12 protein-coding genes and 1 pseudogene are annotated in these 16990 nt (G+C 57.9%); 3 read left to right on the forward strand and 10 right to left on the reverse strand.

What is annotated here, in order from left to right; genetic code table 11:
- Positions 1–2 precede the first annotated feature (2 nt).
- The 3 genes from EIEH_RS05710 to ygeW all read right to left on the reverse strand — a co-directional run bounded on the left by EIEH_RS05710 (position 3) and on the right by ygeW (position 3746).
- Positions 3–1220, reverse strand: coding sequence for a YgeY family selenium metabolism-linked hydrolase (locus tag EIEH_RS05710; RefSeq protein WP_015872735.1), 1218 nt, complete (start codon positions 1218–1220; stop codon positions 3–5).
- A gap of 66 nt (positions 1221–1286) precedes the next feature.
- Complete coding sequence (gene dpaL, locus EIEH_RS05715) at positions 1287–2486, reverse strand: diaminopropionate ammonia-lyase (protein ID WP_015872736.1); 1200 nt, start codon at positions 2484–2486, stop codon at positions 1287–1289.
- A 72-nt stretch (positions 2487–2558) separates the two neighbouring features.
- On the reverse strand, positions 2559–3746 hold the full coding sequence (gene ygeW / locus EIEH_RS05720; RefSeq protein ID WP_015872737.1) for a knotted carbamoyltransferase YgeW: 1188 nt from the start codon (positions 3744–3746) through the stop codon (positions 2559–2561).
- A gap of 546 nt (positions 3747–4292) precedes the next feature.
- Here ygeW and EIEH_RS05725 point away from each other — a divergent pair.
- Positions 4293–6077, forward strand: coding sequence for a sigma-54 interaction domain-containing protein (locus EIEH_RS05725; RefSeq protein WP_015872738.1), 1785 nt, complete (start codon positions 4293–4295; stop codon positions 6075–6077).
- 29 nt (positions 6078–6106) lie between these two features.
- Here the strand turns inward: EIEH_RS05725 and EIEH_RS05730 are convergent, their stop codons facing one another.
- Positions 6107–6436, reverse strand: coding sequence for a hypothetical protein (locus EIEH_RS05730; RefSeq protein ID WP_015872739.1), 330 nt, complete (start codon positions 6434–6436; stop codon positions 6107–6109).
- 129 nt (positions 6437–6565) lie between these two features.
- Positions 6566–7114, reverse strand: a complete 549-nt coding sequence (locus EIEH_RS05735) for a single-stranded DNA-binding protein (protein ID WP_015872740.1) — start codon at positions 7112–7114, stop codon at positions 6566–6568.
- Between the two features lie 227 nt (positions 7115–7341).
- Between EIEH_RS05735 and uvrA the strand changes: the two genes are divergently transcribed.
- Positions 7342–10173, forward strand: coding sequence for an excinuclease ABC subunit UvrA (uvrA, locus tag EIEH_RS05740; protein ID WP_015872741.1), 2832 nt, complete (start codon positions 7342–7344; stop codon positions 10171–10173).
- 85 nt (positions 10174–10258) lie between these two features.
- Here the strand turns inward: uvrA and EIEH_RS05745 are convergent, their stop codons facing one another.
- The 3 genes and pseudogenes from EIEH_RS05745 to EIEH_RS05755 all read right to left on the reverse strand — a co-directional run bounded on the left by EIEH_RS05745 (position 10259) and on the right by EIEH_RS05755 (position 12381).
- Positions 10259–10603: an MmcQ/YjbR family DNA-binding protein gene (locus tag EIEH_RS05745; protein ID WP_035608998.1), complete on the reverse strand. Its 345-nt coding sequence runs from the start codon at positions 10601–10603 to the stop codon at positions 10259–10261.
- Positions 10596–11022: pseudogene (locus tag EIEH_RS05750) on the reverse strand (secondary thiamine-phosphate synthase enzyme YjbQ). Before EIEH_RS05750 ends, EIEH_RS05745 begins: the two are co-directional and overlap by 8 nt.
- A gap of 156 nt (positions 11023–11178) precedes the next feature.
- On the reverse strand, positions 11179–12381 hold the full coding sequence (locus EIEH_RS05755) for an amino acid aminotransferase (protein ID WP_015872744.1): 1203 nt from the start codon (positions 12379–12381) through the stop codon (positions 11179–11181).
- A gap of 243 nt (positions 12382–12624) precedes the next feature.
- On the opposite strand from EIEH_RS05755, the gene dkgA reads away from it, so the two are divergent.
- Positions 12625–13455 (forward strand): 2,5-didehydrogluconate reductase DkgA, encoded by an 831-nt coding sequence (dkgA, locus tag EIEH_RS05760; protein WP_015872745.1) that lies wholly within the window; start codon positions 12625–12627, stop codon positions 13453–13455.
- A gap of 50 nt (positions 13456–13505) precedes the next feature.
- Here the strand turns inward: dkgA and EIEH_RS05765 are convergent, their stop codons facing one another.
- Both EIEH_RS05765 and metA read right to left on the reverse strand, forming a co-directional pair.
- Positions 13506–15758, reverse strand: coding sequence for a YgiQ family radical SAM protein (locus tag EIEH_RS05765; RefSeq protein ID WP_015872746.1), 2253 nt, complete (start codon positions 15756–15758; stop codon positions 13506–13508).
- A gap of 150 nt (positions 15759–15908) precedes the next feature.
- Positions 15909–16838 carry a homoserine O-acetyltransferase MetA gene (gene metA, locus EIEH_RS05770; protein WP_015872747.1) on the reverse strand — a complete coding sequence of 310 codons (930 nt, stop codon included), beginning with the start codon at positions 16836–16838 and terminating at the stop codon, positions 15909–15911.
- Positions 16839–16990: the final 152 nt, after the last annotated feature.

The following is a 16990-nucleotide window of genomic DNA, read 5'->3' on the forward strand; positions in this document are numbered from 1 at the left end:
GATTACTTCTTCAGTTGCTCAAGATAGGTCAGCGGGATAGCGGCATACATCGCCGCGCAGGTCACCAGATGATCCTTCCAGGTCTTCTCGTTCGGCGCGTGCGCCTCCGGCTCTTTACCCGGACCAAAGCCGATCACCGGAATACCGTGGCGGCCCATGATGGAAACGCCGTTGGTGGAGAAGGTCCACTTGTCGACCACCGGCTGCTTATGGAACAGCCCCTGGTAGGCCTGGCTCAGGGTTTTCACCGTGACATGATCCTCTTCGACCTTCCAGGTGGGGAAGTAACACTCGGTCGGATAGACCAGCCCGGTGTAGGAGGGACGATCGTAGTTATACATGGAGACGGTGGCGTTGGCCGCCTGCACCGCCGGCAGCGCGCGGATCTCCTCCAGCGCCCCTTCCCAGGTCTCGCCCCAGGTCAGGCGGCGGTCGATGGAGACGGCACAGCTGTCGGCCACGGCGCAGCGGCTCGGCGAGGTAAAGAAGATCTCGGATACCGTCAGGGTTCCCTTGCCAAGGAACTCGTCGTACCCCAAGCCCTGCGACAGCTCCTGCAGTTCGTTGAGGATCGGCCCCATCTTGAAGATGGCGTTGTCGCCGCGCTCCGGCGCGGAGCCGTGGCAGCTGACGCCCTGCACGTCGATACGGATCTCCATGCGCCCGCGCTGGCCGCGATAGATCTGGCAGTCGGTCGGCTCGGTGCTGACCACGAACTCCGGACGGATCTTGGACTGCTCGATAATGTACTGCCAGCACAGGCCGTCACAGTCTTCTTCCTGAACGGTACCGGTCACCAGCAGGGTATATTGATCCTCCAGCCCCAGATCCTTGATGATCTTGCCGGCATACACCATGGAGGCCATGCCGCCCTCCTGATCCGACGCGCCGCGTCCGCCGATCAGATCATCGGTCTCCATCCCCTCATAAGGGTCGAAGGTCCAGTTTTTGATATTGCCGACGCCGACGGTGTCGATATGGGCATCCATGGCGATCAGGTGCGGACCGTGGCCCACATAGCCCAGTACGTTGCCCATCGGGTCGATCTCGACCCGATCGAAGCCCACCTTCTCCATCTCTTCTTTAATGCGCTGCACCACGCGCTTTTCATCACAGCTTTCACTGGGGATGGCAATCATATCGCGCAGGAAACGGGACATGTCATCTTTATACTGATGCGCCTTCTCCAGAATCATATCGAACGGAACTTGCTTAGCCATTATATTCTTCTCCAGTGGTGATCCCCCCGCCGGGCGGGGAACATGAATTCAACGATGCCCCCGCGCTTATTCACACGCCGGGTATTTTCCTTCCCAAACCACTTCACGGTAGTGCTTCACATCGGTATCCCCTTCAGTACTGATCAGCAGCACTACGGAGTCACGGTTCAGCCCCAACGCCTTCATTAGCTCTTCGCGGCGCGGATGGTGATGGACGGCGGCCAGAATCCCTAGGCCGACGGCGCCCGACTCGCCGGAGATGATGCGGGCATCCTGACCCAGCGGGTTGCCCAGAACGCGCATGCCCAGCGCAGCCACCTTGTCCTGACAGGAGATAAACTGGGTGGCGCAATTGCGCAGCAGTGGCCAGCCCAGCGGGTTAGGTTCTCCGCAGGCCAGACCTGCCATGATGGTGGCCATGTCGCCGCCGACATTGACGATCTCGCCCTTCACACCGGAGCGGAACACGCAATCCGCCAGATCCGGCTCGACAATCACCGAGTGCAGATTCTGTGCCCCGTAGACGTCGACCAGATAGCCCAGCACTCCACCGGCCATGGCACCAACGCCGGCCTGCAGGAAGACGTGGGTTGGACGGGCAATACCCATCTGCGTCATCTGCTCTACCGCTTCATCCGCCAGCGTGGCATACCCCTGCATGATCCAGGTCGGGATCTTGGTATAACCCTTCCAGGCGGTATCCTGTACCACCTCCCAGCCGCGCTCCTGCGCCGTCTTCATGGTCAGACGCACGGTATCGTCATAGTTCATATCCGTGACGATACACTCAGCGCCCAGGTTACGGATATGCTCCACACGTTCGCGCGCCGATCCCTTGGGCATGTACACCACGGCGTGCTGCCCCAGTTGCGCTGCCGCCCAGGCCACGCCGCGACCGTGGTTGCCATCGGTAGTGGTGGCAAAGGTCATCCGCTCGGTCAGAGTGGACTTGAGCTTCTCGAAGGAGAAGTCATTAATATCCATGTGATACTTTTCGCACAGCAGACGTGCAATCGCGTAGGCACCACCCAACATCTTGAAAGCGTTCAGGCCAAAGCGCTGCGACTCATCCTTCACCAGGATCTTGCCAATGCCAAACAGGTGTGACAGTTCATCCAGGGCATACAGCGGCGTAGGACGGTAGCCAGTGATTTTTTTATGAAAGGCCCGCGCTTTCTGCGCTTCGGCGCGGGAGAACAGTGGCGACGTTTCACCATTGAAGAAACGGTTTTGCGCAATATCCACCTTCAGCGAGAAAACAGACATAACCCAACCTCATCCATCGAATAAGAAATCCGCGCTGGCGGAAAGGCCGGCCCACTCGGCCGGCCGACAGTGTTACTTAATACGCTTCTGGGCTTCCTTGAGCAGCTGATCCAACACCAGACCCGGTTTGGGGAATTTCCGTGCCACGATCATCGCGGCGATGATGTATGGCTTCCAGCTGGCCTCTTTGTAGGTGGCGATGCGGTATTTCTCGAATACCCCTTCAGTTACCTCACCCTCTTTACAGGAGACGCCGGAGATATCGGCCGGCAGGCAGTGCATATACAGCGCTTCACCGCCACGGGTCAGCTTCATCATCTCTTCGGTACAGTGCCAATTTTTATGGTTAGCATTCTGCGCCAGACATTGTTTCTCCAGGGCCTTCAGACCATCGTGATCATTGGCGCGCAGCAGCTCGGTGCGCTGCTCCATCACCTTGTAAGGCGCCCAGGACTTGGGATAAACGATATCCGCCCCCTTGAAAGCCTCCTCCATCGAGCTCACCTGGCGGAAGCTGCCGCCGGACGCCTTGGCGTTATTGTGGGCGACCTCTACCACATCAGGGATCAAGTCATAGCCTTCCGGATGGGCCAGCGTGACATCCATCCCGAAGCGGGTCATCAAACCGATGATGCCCTGCGGCACGGACAGCGGCTTGCCATAGCTCGGTGAATAGGCCCAGGTCATGGCGATCTTCTTGCCCTTCAGGTTTTCCAGGCTGCCGAAATGCTCGCGCAGCCAGGCCAGATCGGCCATGGACTGCGTCGGGTGGTCAATGTCGCATTGCAGGTTGACCAGCGCCGGACGCTGCGGGAGAACACCCTGCTCGTACCCCTCATCCAGCGCTGCGCCGACCTCACGCATGTAAGCGTTACCGGCGCCCAGGAACATATCGTCACGAATACCGATAGCATCGGCACAGAAGGAGATCATGTTGGCGGTCTCACGCACGGTTTCACCGTGGGCGATTTGGGATTTACCCTCATCCAGATCCTGCTGGGCCAGCCCCAGCAGATTCAGGGCAGACGCATAGGAGAAACGGGTACGGGTCGAGTTATCGCGGAACACGGAGATACCCAGCCCGCTGTTAAAGATTTTGGTCGTGATATTTTCAGCGCGCATGGTCTTCAGCGCCTCGGCAACATCCAGTACCAGTTTCAGCTCCTCCGGACTCTGCTCCCAGGTCAGCAGAAAGTCCTTGTCATGAAGATTAGACTTGAGCGCGTTGATATCCTTGATAATTTCATTAACAGTTTTCATCGTATGGCCCTAATGATTAAATGACTGACTACCTGACTAACCTGCTACGCCGCACAGGCGGTGAGACTCCGGCCTGCAAACAGTCGATAACAGCGACTGGCAATACTTAAACAATAACTGTGCCAAATTTGTTTTCTACAGAAGGGCCAGCGGAGATCCCATGATATTGTGCGAGAGTCATCACAAAATAGCGTTCACAAGCATGGATAAACGGCATATTTTATCTATTGAATGCATATTATCAGCAGCGTAAATATACAAAGAATGGCCACGCGTGGAATATCTCTGCGCTATTCCCCCACTGACCTCAACCCATATTGATAACATTATGGGTGTACCTCTCATTTTGATAATAAAGTGTGATGACTCTTACATATTTGTCGTATCGCAGGTGAAAAGAAACGCTTCTTTATCAAACTTCAATATTGCTGAGTTAGTATCATGCGATAAAAGAACACGCTTATGACCTAATGGAATAGGTTCTAACATCAGCCAACATACCCGTAATGCAGGGTAACTGGTTAAGTGCTAAAGAAAGGTTCAATTATGACACCCGCAAACACTCAATCCGTTTTAATGCAGATCCAACCCACTATCCTGCGCTTTACCAAAATGCTCTCCAGCGTACTGCAACTGGAAGTCGAGATCGTCGATGCCACTATGACGCGCGTCGCCGGCACCGGCCCCTATGGTAAGTTCTTTGGCCGCAAGCTCAACAGCAACTCACGTCTGCTGCGCTATGTGCTAGATACCAAGCAAGAAAAGGTGGTGATCCGCTCCCGCTTCGATCCGGTCTGCGAGGGATGCAACAGTAAGGATAACTGTAAGGAAAAGGCCTTTCTCGGAACGCCGATCCTGTTCCAGGGTAACTGCATCGGCGTTATCAGCCTGGTGGCCTTTACCCAGGAGCAGCAGGCGCGAATAAAGGATAACCTACATGAGTTCTCAGATTATGTTAGGCATATATCCAACATATTTGTTTCTAAACTCTTGGAAAGCCAGGGTGGCAACGATGGCGTCAGCAAAATACTACTCAGCTTAATCGAGAGTATGGATCAGGGCGTATTGGTCCTGGATGAAAATAACCAGGCACAGTTTGCCAATGCCACTGCATTAAAACAGCTGAATGCAATTAATGAGCAAGTTATTGGTAAGGCATTTAATATTCGGCCGCTGACCTATCAGCAGAACTATCTCAGCGGTCACCTGCAGCATATTGTCTCTTTCGATAGCCATCAGGAACTAATTATCGGCCAGCTGCATGATATTCAGGACCACCAGCTATTTTTGATGGCGTTCCATCAGTCCCACTCACCGATGAACGTCGAACTGAATCCTGATGATCCACGTATCGAACACTTGGTCGGAGAGTGCCGCCCGATGCGTAACCTGAAGCGGCTGATCAGCCGCATCGCGCCCAGCCCGTCGAGCGTACTGATTATGGGCGAGAGCGGCACCGGTAAAGAGGTGGTGGCACGCGCTATCCACCAGCTCAGCGATCGCAATAACAAGCCGTTTATCGCTATCAACTGCGCCGCCATTCCGGATCAGCTGCTGGAGAGCGAGCTATTCGGCTATGTGAAGGGCGCCTTCACCGGCGCCTCTGCCAACGGCAAAATGGGGCTGATCCAGGCCGCCAACCACGGAACGCTGTTTCTGGACGAAATCGGCGACATGCCGCTGACCCTACAGGCCAAACTGCTGCGTGCCATCGAGTCGCGAGAGGTTCAGCCCATCGGTTCCAGCAGCCCCATCGCCGTCGATATCCGCATTATCTCCGCCACCAATCAGAACCTGAAGCAGTACATCGCCGATGGTAAATTTCGCGAAGACCTCTACTACCGCCTGAATGTGATCCCGATGGCCCTACCGCCGTTACGCGAGCGGCAGGGCGACATCGAACTCCTGATCCACTACTTTCTTAATCTGCACACCAAGCGCATCGGTCTGGTCTATCCCGGCATTTCGCCAGAGATCATGATGCTGCTCAAGCGCTATCGCTGGCCGGGCAACGTACGCGAGCTGAGTAACCTGATGGAGTACCTAATCAACGTCGTGCCCAGCGGCGAGGTGATCGACACCGCACTGCTGCCGCCCAACCTGATCAACGGGCAGGTCACCCTGAACTATCGGGAGGATAACAGCACCTATCAGAGCAGCATAGCCTGCAGCGATGATCACGGCAGCACGGCGCTGGAGGAGATGGAAAAGCAGATGATCCGCGAGGCGCTGGCGCGCTACAGCAACAAGAAGCAGGCGGCGGAGGAGCTGGGTATCGGTATTGCCACCCTCTACCGCAAGATAAAGAAGTACGAGCTAACGGCAGGTTGATACACCGGGCGGCCCGTTTACCCGGTCACCTAGCCGTGTACCCAGAACAGACCGACGACAAACAGACAGAATAGCAGCGGCAACGCCAACACCGGCAGCTCCGCCATTCGCCGCAACGGGCGCAGCTTCTCCGGTGGAGTTCGCGCCAGCGCTACAGCACCGACCAACAGCGCCAGCAGCGAGAGTGCACCGGCGAAGGCGGTATCGGCCAGCAGCACTGTCATCCTCCAACCGTTGTAGGCCTGCAGCGAGATCGTCGCCTGATGTTGCCCTGTCTCCAACCACTGCCACAGCAGCAGTACCCAGGGCATCAGCCAGGCACCGCTGCCGACCATCCAGGAAAGCCGTCGTAATACCATATGTTTTCCCTCATCCCATGATGCCCGTCTCTACGGAAACGGTTATACCGGGTGGTGTCCGCTCTCTGGCGACAATAATAGTAAAAAGCCCCGCGCTGCGGGGCCTTAAGGGGGAATACCCGCGCGCAATCAGAACGGGATATCGTCGTCAAAGTCCATCGGCGGTTCGCTGCTCTGCGGCGCTGCCGGCTGAGCCGGCGCGGAATAGCCGCCCTGCTGTGACTGCTGACGCGGTGCCGCCTGGCCGCCGCTGAATGCGGCGCCCTGCGGCTGCTGCGGCTGACCCCAGCCACCCTGCTGCCCCTGGTTGCCCATCGGCGCGCCGCCTTGGCGGCCGCCCAGCATCTGCATGGAACCGCTGATATCGACCACCACTTCCGTGGTATAGCGATCCTGGCCGCTCTGATCCTGCCACTTACGGGTACGCAGCTGGCCTTCGATGTACACTTGGGAGCCTTTACGCAGGTACTCACCGGCGATTTCCGCCAGCTTGCCGTACAGCGCAACACGGTGCCATTCGGTGCGCTCTTTCTGCTCACCGGTCTGCTTGTCACGCCAGCTGTCAGAGGTTGCCAGCGTCAAATTGGCAACGGCGCCGCCGTTCGGCATATAGCGGACCTCCGGGTCCTGACCCAGATTCCCGATAAGAATCACTTTATTTACGCCTCTGCTGGCCATGTCGACTCTCCCGATTAAGTAAATTTATTCAGTCTAAACCGTAAATTCTAACACGCCAGCGGCGCTTGAGCACTCATCATCGTTTTGTGCAGGCGCTCGGGATCCCGTTTAAGAAGCACCATCTCGGTTATTGAATACTGGATATCCATTCAGTTTCGGATATGTCATAATCATTGATCCAGCTTGTGCACGGTGAGATCGGTAACTGTTAATCCGGGAAGTAGGCAATGGATAAAATAGAAATACGCGGTGCTCGCACCCATAATCTCAAGAATATCAACCTGATTATCCCTCGCGACAAACTGGTGGTCATCACTGGCCTGTCCGGATCCGGCAAATCCTCTCTGGCGTTCGATACGCTGTATGCCGAAGGGCAGCGGCGCTACGTCGAATCCCTTTCTGCCTACGCCCGCCAGTTCCTGTCGCTAATGGAAAAACCGGACGTCGACCATATCGAGGGGCTATCTCCGGCCATCTCCATTGAGCAGAAATCAACCTCCCACAACCCGAGATCCACCGTGGGAACCATCACAGAAATTCATGACTACCTGCGTCTGCTGTTCGCCCGCGTCGGTGAGCCGCGCTGTCCGCAGCACGGCACGCCGCTGGCGGCGCAGACCGTTAGCCAGATGGTGGACAACGTGCTGGCTCAACCGGAGGGAAAACGCCTGATGCTGCTGGCCCCGATCGTAAAGGATCGCAAAGGGGAGCACAGCAAGACGCTGGAGAACCTGGCGGCACAGGGTTACATCCGTGCCCGGATCGACGGCGAGGTATGCGATCTTTCCGATCCGCCGAAGCTGGAGCTGCAGAAAAAACACAGTATCGACGTGGTCGTCGATCGCTTCCGGGTAAAGGCCGATATGGCCCAGCGTCTGGCAGAGTCGTTTGAAACCACCCTGGTGCTCTCCGGCGGCAGTGCGGTGGTTGCCGATATGGATGATCCCCAGGCTGAAGAGATGCTGTTTTCCGCCAACTTCGCCTGCCCGTTGTGCGGTTACAGCATGCGGGAGCTGGAGCCACGGCTGTTCTCCTTCAATAATCCGGCGGGCGCCTGCCCCACCTGCGACGGCCTCGGAGTACAGCAGTATTTCGATCCGGAGCGGGTGGTACAAAACGGTGAACTTTCGCTGGCGGGCGGCGCCATTCGCGGCTGGGATCGCCGTAACTTCTACTATTTCCAGATGCTGCGCTCACTGGCCGACCATTATCATTTTGATATTGAGGCGCCCTTCGACTCCCTGGATGACAGGGTACGTCACGTAGTACTGTACGGCTCCGGCAAAGACGAGATCGAGTTCAAGTACATTAACGATCGCGGCGATACCACCGTACGTCGCCACCCCTTTGAGGGGGTACTGCACAACATGGAGCGTCGCTACAAAGAGACCGAGTCCAGCGCGGTACGCGAGGAGCTGGCCAAATTCATCAGCAACCGTCCCTGTGCCACCTGCGGCGGGACGCGCCTGCGCGAAGAAGCACGCAATGTCTTTATTGAAGATACCACGCTGCCGCAGATAGCCGATCTCAGCATCGGCGCTGCGCTACGCTTTTTCCACGCTCTGGCGCTGGAGGGACAGCGGGCCAAAATCGCCGAGAAGGTGCTGAAAGAGATCGGCGAACGCCTGCAGTTTTTAGTCAACGTCGGCCTGAACTACCTGAGTCTGTCCCGGTCCGCCGAGACCCTGTCCGGCGGCGAAGCACAGCGCATTCGTCTGGCCAGCCAGATCGGCGCCGGACTGGTCGGGGTGATGTACGTGCTCGATGAGCCCTCCATCGGTCTGCATCAGCGCGATAACGAACGCCTGCTCGATACGCTGATGCACCTGCGCAACCTGGGCAACACAGTGATCGTGGTCGAACACGACGAAGACGCCATCCGCGCCGCCGACCACGTCATCGATATTGGCCCGGGTGCCGGGGTTCACGGCGGCGAGATCGTCGCCCAGGGCAACGTGGATCAGATCATGGCGACGCCGGCCTCCCTGACCGGCCAGTACCTCAGCGGTCAGCGGAAGATCGCCGTGCCCCGCCAGCGGATCGCCGCCGATCCGACACGGGTGCTCAAGCTGAGCGGCGCGTGCGGCAATAATCTGAAAGAGGTGACCCTGACCCTGCCGGTCGGGCTGTTCACCTGCATCACCGGCGTCTCCGGATCCGGCAAGTCCACCCTGATCAACGATACACTGTTCCCCATCGCCCAGCGCCAGCTGAACGGCGCCACACTGGGCGAACCGGCCCCCTACCACAGCATCGAGGGGCTGGAGCATTTCGATAAGGTGATCGACATCGATCAGAGCCCCATTGGGCGAACCCCGCGCTCCAATCCGGCGACCTATACCGGCATCTTCACCCCGATCCGCGAGCTGTTTTCCGGAGTGCCGGAGTCGCGGGCGCGCGGCTATACCCCGGGACGCTTCAGCTTTAACGTGCGCGGTGGGCGCTGTGAGGCCTGTCAGGGCGATGGGGTCATCAAGGTTGAGATGCACTTCCTGCCGGATATCTATGTGCCGTGCGACCAGTGCAAGGGCAAGCGCTATAACCGAGAGACGCTGGAGATCAAGTACAAGGGCAAAAGCATCCACGAGGTGCTGGAGATGACCATTGAGGAGGCGCGCAGCTTTTTTGACGCCGTTCCTGCGCTGGCGCGCAAGCTGCAGACCCTGATGGACGTCGGCCTGGGCTATATTCGCCTGGGACAGTCGGCCACCACCCTCTCCGGCGGCGAGGCCCAGCGGGTCAAACTCTCACGCGAACTCTCCAAACGCGGTACAGGGCAAACGCTGTATATCCTGGATGAACCGACCACCGGTCTGCACTTTGCCGACATTCAGCAGCTGCTGGCGGTACTGCACCAACTGCGCGATCAGGGCAACACCATCGTGGTTATCGAGCACAATCTGGACGTGATCAAAACGGCAGACTGGATCGTGGATCTGGGTCCGGAGGGCGGCAACGGTGGTGGGGAGATCCTGATAGCCGGTACGCCGGAAACCGTCGCCCGTAGTGAGACCTCCCATACGGCCCGCTTCCTGCGCCCGATCCTGGACAATGCCTAAGGGAACCTGACGGCGTGGAGAAACACGCCGTCATCATCCCTACGCCGGATGCCTCGTACCGGCGGCAGGTGTGCAGAGAGAAGCACTACTGCAGCAAGTGCGCATCGCCGGCCTGGTGCAGCGCCATCTGATAGGAGCTATCCACCAGCTGATACAGCAGCGAGTCGTTGATAGCGCCGTCCAGAAATACAGTGCTCCAGTGCGCCTTGTTCAGCCGACGGCTGGGCACGATATCTTTATGCAGGCTGCGCAGGCGGGCAGCCTGTTCGCAGCTGGTTTTCACCGCGACTGCCGGGCGCCCTTCACCGTTTTCAACCATGGCGAACAAAATACCACCGATACGAGCCTGATGCGTCCGCCAGCGGTTTTGCAGGCTCTGCTGCGCGCCAGGCTTTGACAGGCAGTATTGCATAAAAGCCGAATCATTCATCAATCCTATCCCCTTGTATGGTTGCTACAATACGGCGCGCACTGCCCTGTAGGCGGTGTTCACCAAGCCAAATACCCTGCCAGGTTTCAAGCTGCAACGCCCGCCCCCTGACACACCGTCAGCGAGACGCCCAGTAGGGACGACACTATATGTGCAGGCATCTCATCCGCACCTTCATCGCCGTGCGCATAGGGAGTAGCGTCCGCTGCCGTACGCGAAAAGTAACCGTCCATGTCATAGCGCACTGATGGATCACAGCTTTCATTGAGGGTAAGCGACGCAGAGGTGTGCTGTAACAGCAGGTGCAACAGTTCTACCGGCACCTGACACCACACGGGCAGGCCAACAATCATTTCAGCAGTAATCAGGTAGAAACCACGCGGTCTCGCCCGTAGAACCAAGGTATACTGATACCACATCTTGCGGTGCTCCCGACAAGTATATTCTTTGTACAGTCAGCGGCAAGAAAACGCAGCGGAAAGTTCTGTAAAGATAGTCAGACGCCGCGTCAGTAACGCGTAGACAAGAGGAGATACGCGTTACTAAACGTAGAATCTACATAGTCCCAGATATTATTACTGCAGCGCCATGACGCGAACCAGCGCAGCGGCCACGCGATCGAGGTTGCTCTCGTTGAGTCCCGCCATGCACATGCGCCCACTGCCGACCAGGTAAACACCGTCGTGCCGGCGTAGCTCGCCGACCTGGTGTGCACTGAGGCCGGTATAGCTGAACATGCCCCGCTGCTGGCACAGGTAGTCAAAGCGGCGCGACGGCAGCGCTAGGTTGAGGCGTGACGCCAGCTGGCCACGCATGGCGATGATTCGCAGGCGCATCGCCTCCACCTCTTCACGCCACTGACACTGCAAATCGGTATCATTCAACACTGCAGCCACCAAGGCAGCGCCGTGCAGCGGTGGACTGGAGTAGTTGCGCCGCACCATTGCCTTCAGCTGCCCCAGCACCCGTCCTGCCTCAGCCTCATCGCTGCACATGACCGACAGACCGCCGACACGCTCGCCGTACAGCGAGAAAATTTTAGAGAACGAGTTGCTAACCAGGCATGGCAGCCCTACGGCGGCCATCGTCCGGATGGCATAGGCATCCTGATCCATGCCGCTGCCAAAACCCTGATAGGCAATATCCAGAAACGGGATTAGCGCCCGTCGCCGCAGCAGCGATGTCAGTCTATCCCACTGCGCCAATGTCAGATCCGAACCGGTAGGGTTATGGCAGCAGGGGTGAAGCAGCACGATGCTGTAGGGCGGCAGCAACTCCAGCGTCTCCAGCATGGCACCAAAGCAAACGCTCAGCGTCTGGGGATCAAAATAGGGGTAGCGATGTACCCGGAAACCCGCACCCTCAAAAATCGCGACATGGTTATCCCAGGTCGGGTCGCTGACCCAGACCTCAGCCCGCGGAAAATATCGCCGCAGAAAGTCCGCGCCTACCTTGAGCGCGCCGGAGCCCCCCAGGGTCTGGATGGTCGCCACCCGCCGCGCGCGCAGCGCGGGATGATCTGCCCCCAGCAGCAGCGACTGCACCGCGCTGCGGTAATCTGCCATCCCCTCCATCGGCAGATAAAGCGGGGCCGCCGGCGCCGCGGCGTTCAGCCGGGCCAGTGCCGTGGCGACAGAGGCCAGCATCGGCACCTCACCCCGCAGGTCATAGTACAGGCCGATGCTCAGATTCACTTTTTGCGCGCGGGCGTCCCGCTTATAGCTCTCCATCAGGGAGAGGATCGGATCACCGGCATAGTCATCTACATGTTCAAACACGAGGGGCTCCTTGTTGGCGTGGTCCTACGGTAAGGGATCCGTCACCGGCGGCCAGCCCAGCACAGGCCGTGGCAGCACGTCGGTGCACTCCACGTCATAACATACCCTTAACCGAAGTGAAAATACCAGCGGGGGCACGCTCTCGGTGCACCACCTCTACGCGGCGGCTCCATAGCTGAGATGAATATGCTAAGGTGCAAATCTGACGGTCTATTCCCTACCCATCCGCAACGGAGATGCCCCATGTCCATCCCTCCCTTTATTACGCTGAATGATGGTAACCGCATTCCCCAGCTGGGACTCGGCGTATGGCAGGTCAGTGATACGCTGGCCCGTAACGTGGTCGGCGAGGCGCTGCGCATCGGCTATCGCGCCATTGATACCGCCGCGATCTATGGCAACGAGAGTGGCGTCGGCCAGGCGCTGCAGCAAAGTGGCCTGACCCGGAATTCGCTGTTTATCACCACCAAGCTGTGGAATGCGGATCATATGGCGGTCGATAAGGCGTTTCACGACAGCCTGCACAAGCTGCACCTTGAGTATGTTGATCTGTACCTGATCCACTGGCCGATGGCGCTGCAGGATACCTTTGTTCATGCCTGGCGTCGGCTGATCGACCTGCGGCGCCAGGGATTGGTGAAAAGCATCGGGGTTTGCAACTTCAATATTGTCCATCTCCAGCGCCTGCTGGATGAAACCGGCGTGGTGCCGAGCATCAACCAAATTGAGCTACACCCGCTGATGCAGCAGCGGGAGCTGCAGTCATGGAATAGCCACAACGGCATTGCCACAGAGGCCTGGAGCCCGCTGGCACAGGGGGGAAAGGGCGTATTTGACGCGGAACTGATCCATCGTTTGGCGGCAAAATACAACAAGACACCGGCGCAGATCGTGATCCGCTGGCATTTGGACAGCGGGAGGATAGTGATCCCCAAAACGGTCTCGGCGATGCGCCTGAGGGAAAATATCGCCGTATTTGACTTTACGCTGGAGACGAGCGAACGGGCGCAGATCGCCCGCTTGGAGTGCGGCAAGCGATTAGGCTCCGATCCCGCCACCTATATGCGCCTGTAGGCGGTGAGCGCAGCCCTGATGCTAAGGCATCAGGGCTGTCGGAAAAGGCGTTAGCGCGGCTTTTTGGCCTGCCCGGCAGGGCGCGCCGGACGGGCGTTGCGCCCTTCGGGGCGAACAGGACGGCCATTATTTCCCTTTCCGCCCGGGCGGGCGGCGGGCTGCGCGGCCCCGCGCGTTGCCGGTCGTCCGCTACCCTGAGGAGGCGCGCCGGTATGCTTGGTCATGGCCGGCGCCATAGTGCGCTGGTAACCGCGGCGCGCGGCGCGCTGCTCCTCCAGCGTCGGCGCAGGCACCAGACACTCGCGACGATTGCCGATCAGGTGCTGTAGCCCCATCTCCTCCAGCGCGGCGCGGATCATCGGCCAGTTGGCCGGATCATGATAGCGCAGCAGCGCCTTATGTAGCCTGCGCTGGCGCTCACCCTTCGGCACCACCACATCCTCGCTCTTATAGTCCACCTTGGCCAGCGGGTTCTTGCCGGTGTAATACATGGTGGTCGAGTTGGCCAGCGGTGACGGATAGAAGTTTTGCACCTGATCGAGGCGGAAACGGTGCTGCTTTAGCCACAGCGCCAGATTGACCATATCCTCATCCCGGGTCCCCGGGTGCGCGGAGATAAAGTAGGGTATGAGGTACTGCTCTTTCCCGGCCTGCTTCGAATAGGCATCAAAAAGCTCCTTAAAGCGATAGTAGCTGCCCATCCCCGGCTTCATCATCTTGGACAGCGGCCCCTCTTCCGTATGCTCCGGCGCGATCTTCAGATAGCCGCCGACGTGATGCGTGGCCAGCTCTTTGATATAGCGCGGATCCTGTACCGCCAGATCGTAACGTACCCCGGAGGCGATCAGGATCTTCTTCACCCCCTGCAGATCGCGGGCGCGCCGGTAGAGCTTAATGGTCGGCTCATGGTTGGTGTCCATATGGCGGCAGATATCCGGATAGACGCAGGAGGAACGGCGGCAGGTCTGCTCCGCACGCGGCGACTGGCAGCGCAACATATACATGTTGGCGGTCGGGCCGCCCAGATCGGAGATAATACCGGTAAATCCAGGCACCTTGTCACGGATCTCCTCGATCTCACGAATGATGGAGTCCTCAGAGCGACTCTGAATGATGCGGCCCTCGTGCTCAGTGATAGAGCAGAAGGCACAGCCGCCGTAACAGCCGCGCATGATGTTGACGGAGAAGCGGATCATGTCATAGGCCGGCAGGCGGGCCTTGCCATAAGTGGGATGCGGCACACGCTGGAATGGCAGCGCATAGACGCTGTCCATCTCCTCGGTGCTCAGCGGGATCGCCGGTGGGTTGACCCACACGTAGCGATCGCCATGTTTCTGCATCAGGGCACGGGCACAGCCGGGGTTCGTCTCATGGTGCAAAATACGTGAGGCGTGGGCATACATCACCTTATCGCCCTTCACCTTCTCAAACGACGGCAGCAGCACATAGGTCTTCTCCCATGGCTTTGGCTTAGGGGCGCGTACGCTGATCGGCATCGCCCCATCTGCAGCCTTGGGCGAGCAGGCCAAATCATCACCGTAGGGGTTCGGAATAGGGTCAATGCGCCCCGGCATATCAATACGGGTTGAATCCACCCCGTTCCAGCCCGGCAGGGCCTCTTTGCGCATGACGGCAGTATTGCGCACGTCGCAGATAGAGGCGATGGGCTCCCCCGCTGCTAAACGGTGCGCGACCTCGACCAGTGGGCGTTCGCCATTGCCATACATCAGCATATCCGCCTTGGCATCCACCAACACAGAGCGGCGTACCGTATCCGACCAATAGTCATAATGCGCCACACGGCGCAGGCTGGCCTCGATCCCCCCAAGGATCACCGGTACATCACTGAAAGCCTCTTTGCAGCGCTGGCTGTAGACCAGCGTGGCGCGATCCGGGCGCTTGCCGCCTTCGTTGTTTGGCGTGTAGGCGTCATCGTGGCGCAGCTTACGATCGGCCGTATAGCGGTTAATCATCGAATCCATGTTCCCGGCAGTGACGCCAAAAAACAGATTCGGCTTACCCAGACGCATAAAATCGCCTTTGCTGGTCCAGTCCGGCTGGGCGATGATGCCTACCCGGAACCCCTGGGCCTCCAGCATGCGTCCAACAATCGCCATGCCAAAGCTGGGATGATCCACGTAAGCATCCCCGGTCACGATGATAATGTCGCAACTATCCCAGCCCAATTTATCCATCTCTGCACGCGACATCGGTAAAAAAGGCGCGGTGCCGAAACATTCGGCCCAATAAGGGGTATAGGAGAACAGATCGCGCTCCGGTTGAATCAGGCTGACACTACTCATGACGGTACTCTTGTATTGATAAAACAGGCAGGTCTGGTGAACAAATCATCAGGATCAGGGCGGCGATTATACGCATTACGGCAGAGAAATGTGAGGGTTATTTGTCATTCCCCCCGTCTACTGCTAGCCCGGGGAAATGGCGCGTAGATCTTACTCCAAGGTGGGATTCATCTGACGCAGATCGTAAGGAGTTATCTGGTAAACACAGTAGTTTAGCCAGTTACTGAACAACAGGTGACCGTGGCTGCGCCAGGTCGCCAACGGCGTACCGTCCGAATTATCCTGGGGAAAATAGTTAAACGGCAGTGCCGGTGTCAGGCCAGCGTGCAGATCGCGCCAATATTCAGCACCCAGCGTATGGGCATCATATTCCGGATGGCCCGTAACAAACACCGTTCGCTTATCGACGCTGGCAAACAGGTAGGCGCCGGCCTGCGCAGACTCGGCAAAGATCTGCAGATCAGTATGCTCACGGATCGCCTGCGGCGGAAAGTCGGCATAGCGCGAATGCGGCGCCAAAAAGCCTTCGTCAAAGCCACGGGTCAACAGCGCCAGCGGATTGAGCGTCTGATGCTCATAAACCCCGGATAGCTTCTGCGCCCGCGTCATCTTCGGCAGTCCATACAGAATATTAAGCGCCGCCTGCGCGGCCCAGCAGACGAACAGGGTCGATGTCACGTGCGCCCGCGCCCACTCAATAACCTGCACGATCTGCGACCAGTAGGCAACATCGCCAAAATCTACTTGTCCCAGCGGCGCGCCGGTCACGACAAGACCATCAAAATTTTCTTGCTGAATATCCTCAAAATGACAGTAAAAGTTATTCAGATGCTCCATCGGCGTATTTTTTGACTCACGCCGATCGATGCGCAACAGCTGAATATCGATCTGCAGTGGCGAGTTCGACAACAGACGCAGAAACTGATTTTCAGTCTCGATTTTCTTTGGCATCAGATTCAGCAACAGCACCTTCAGCGGACGGATCTCCTGCACCGCTGCCCGGGAATCGGTCATGACAAAGACATTTTCATTACGTAAAAAATTAACGGCGGGCAACGCGTCAGGGATCCTGATTGGCATAAACGCTCTCCTGGACGATCAAAGGCAAACCTTGTCCATTTAGACATCTGGATAGCCAAATTAATCGGTTTTACGCCGTTTGTACAGCACAGAGCGTTGAGAAATTTTCATCTAAGATGAGTGTAGCTACAGTCCAGTGGTTTAACATTGAC

Origin of the sequence: Edwardsiella ictaluri ATCC 33202, from assembly GCF_000264785.1 — a bacterium.
GTDB lineage: Bacteria > Pseudomonadota > Gammaproteobacteria > Enterobacterales > Enterobacteriaceae > Edwardsiella > Edwardsiella ictaluri.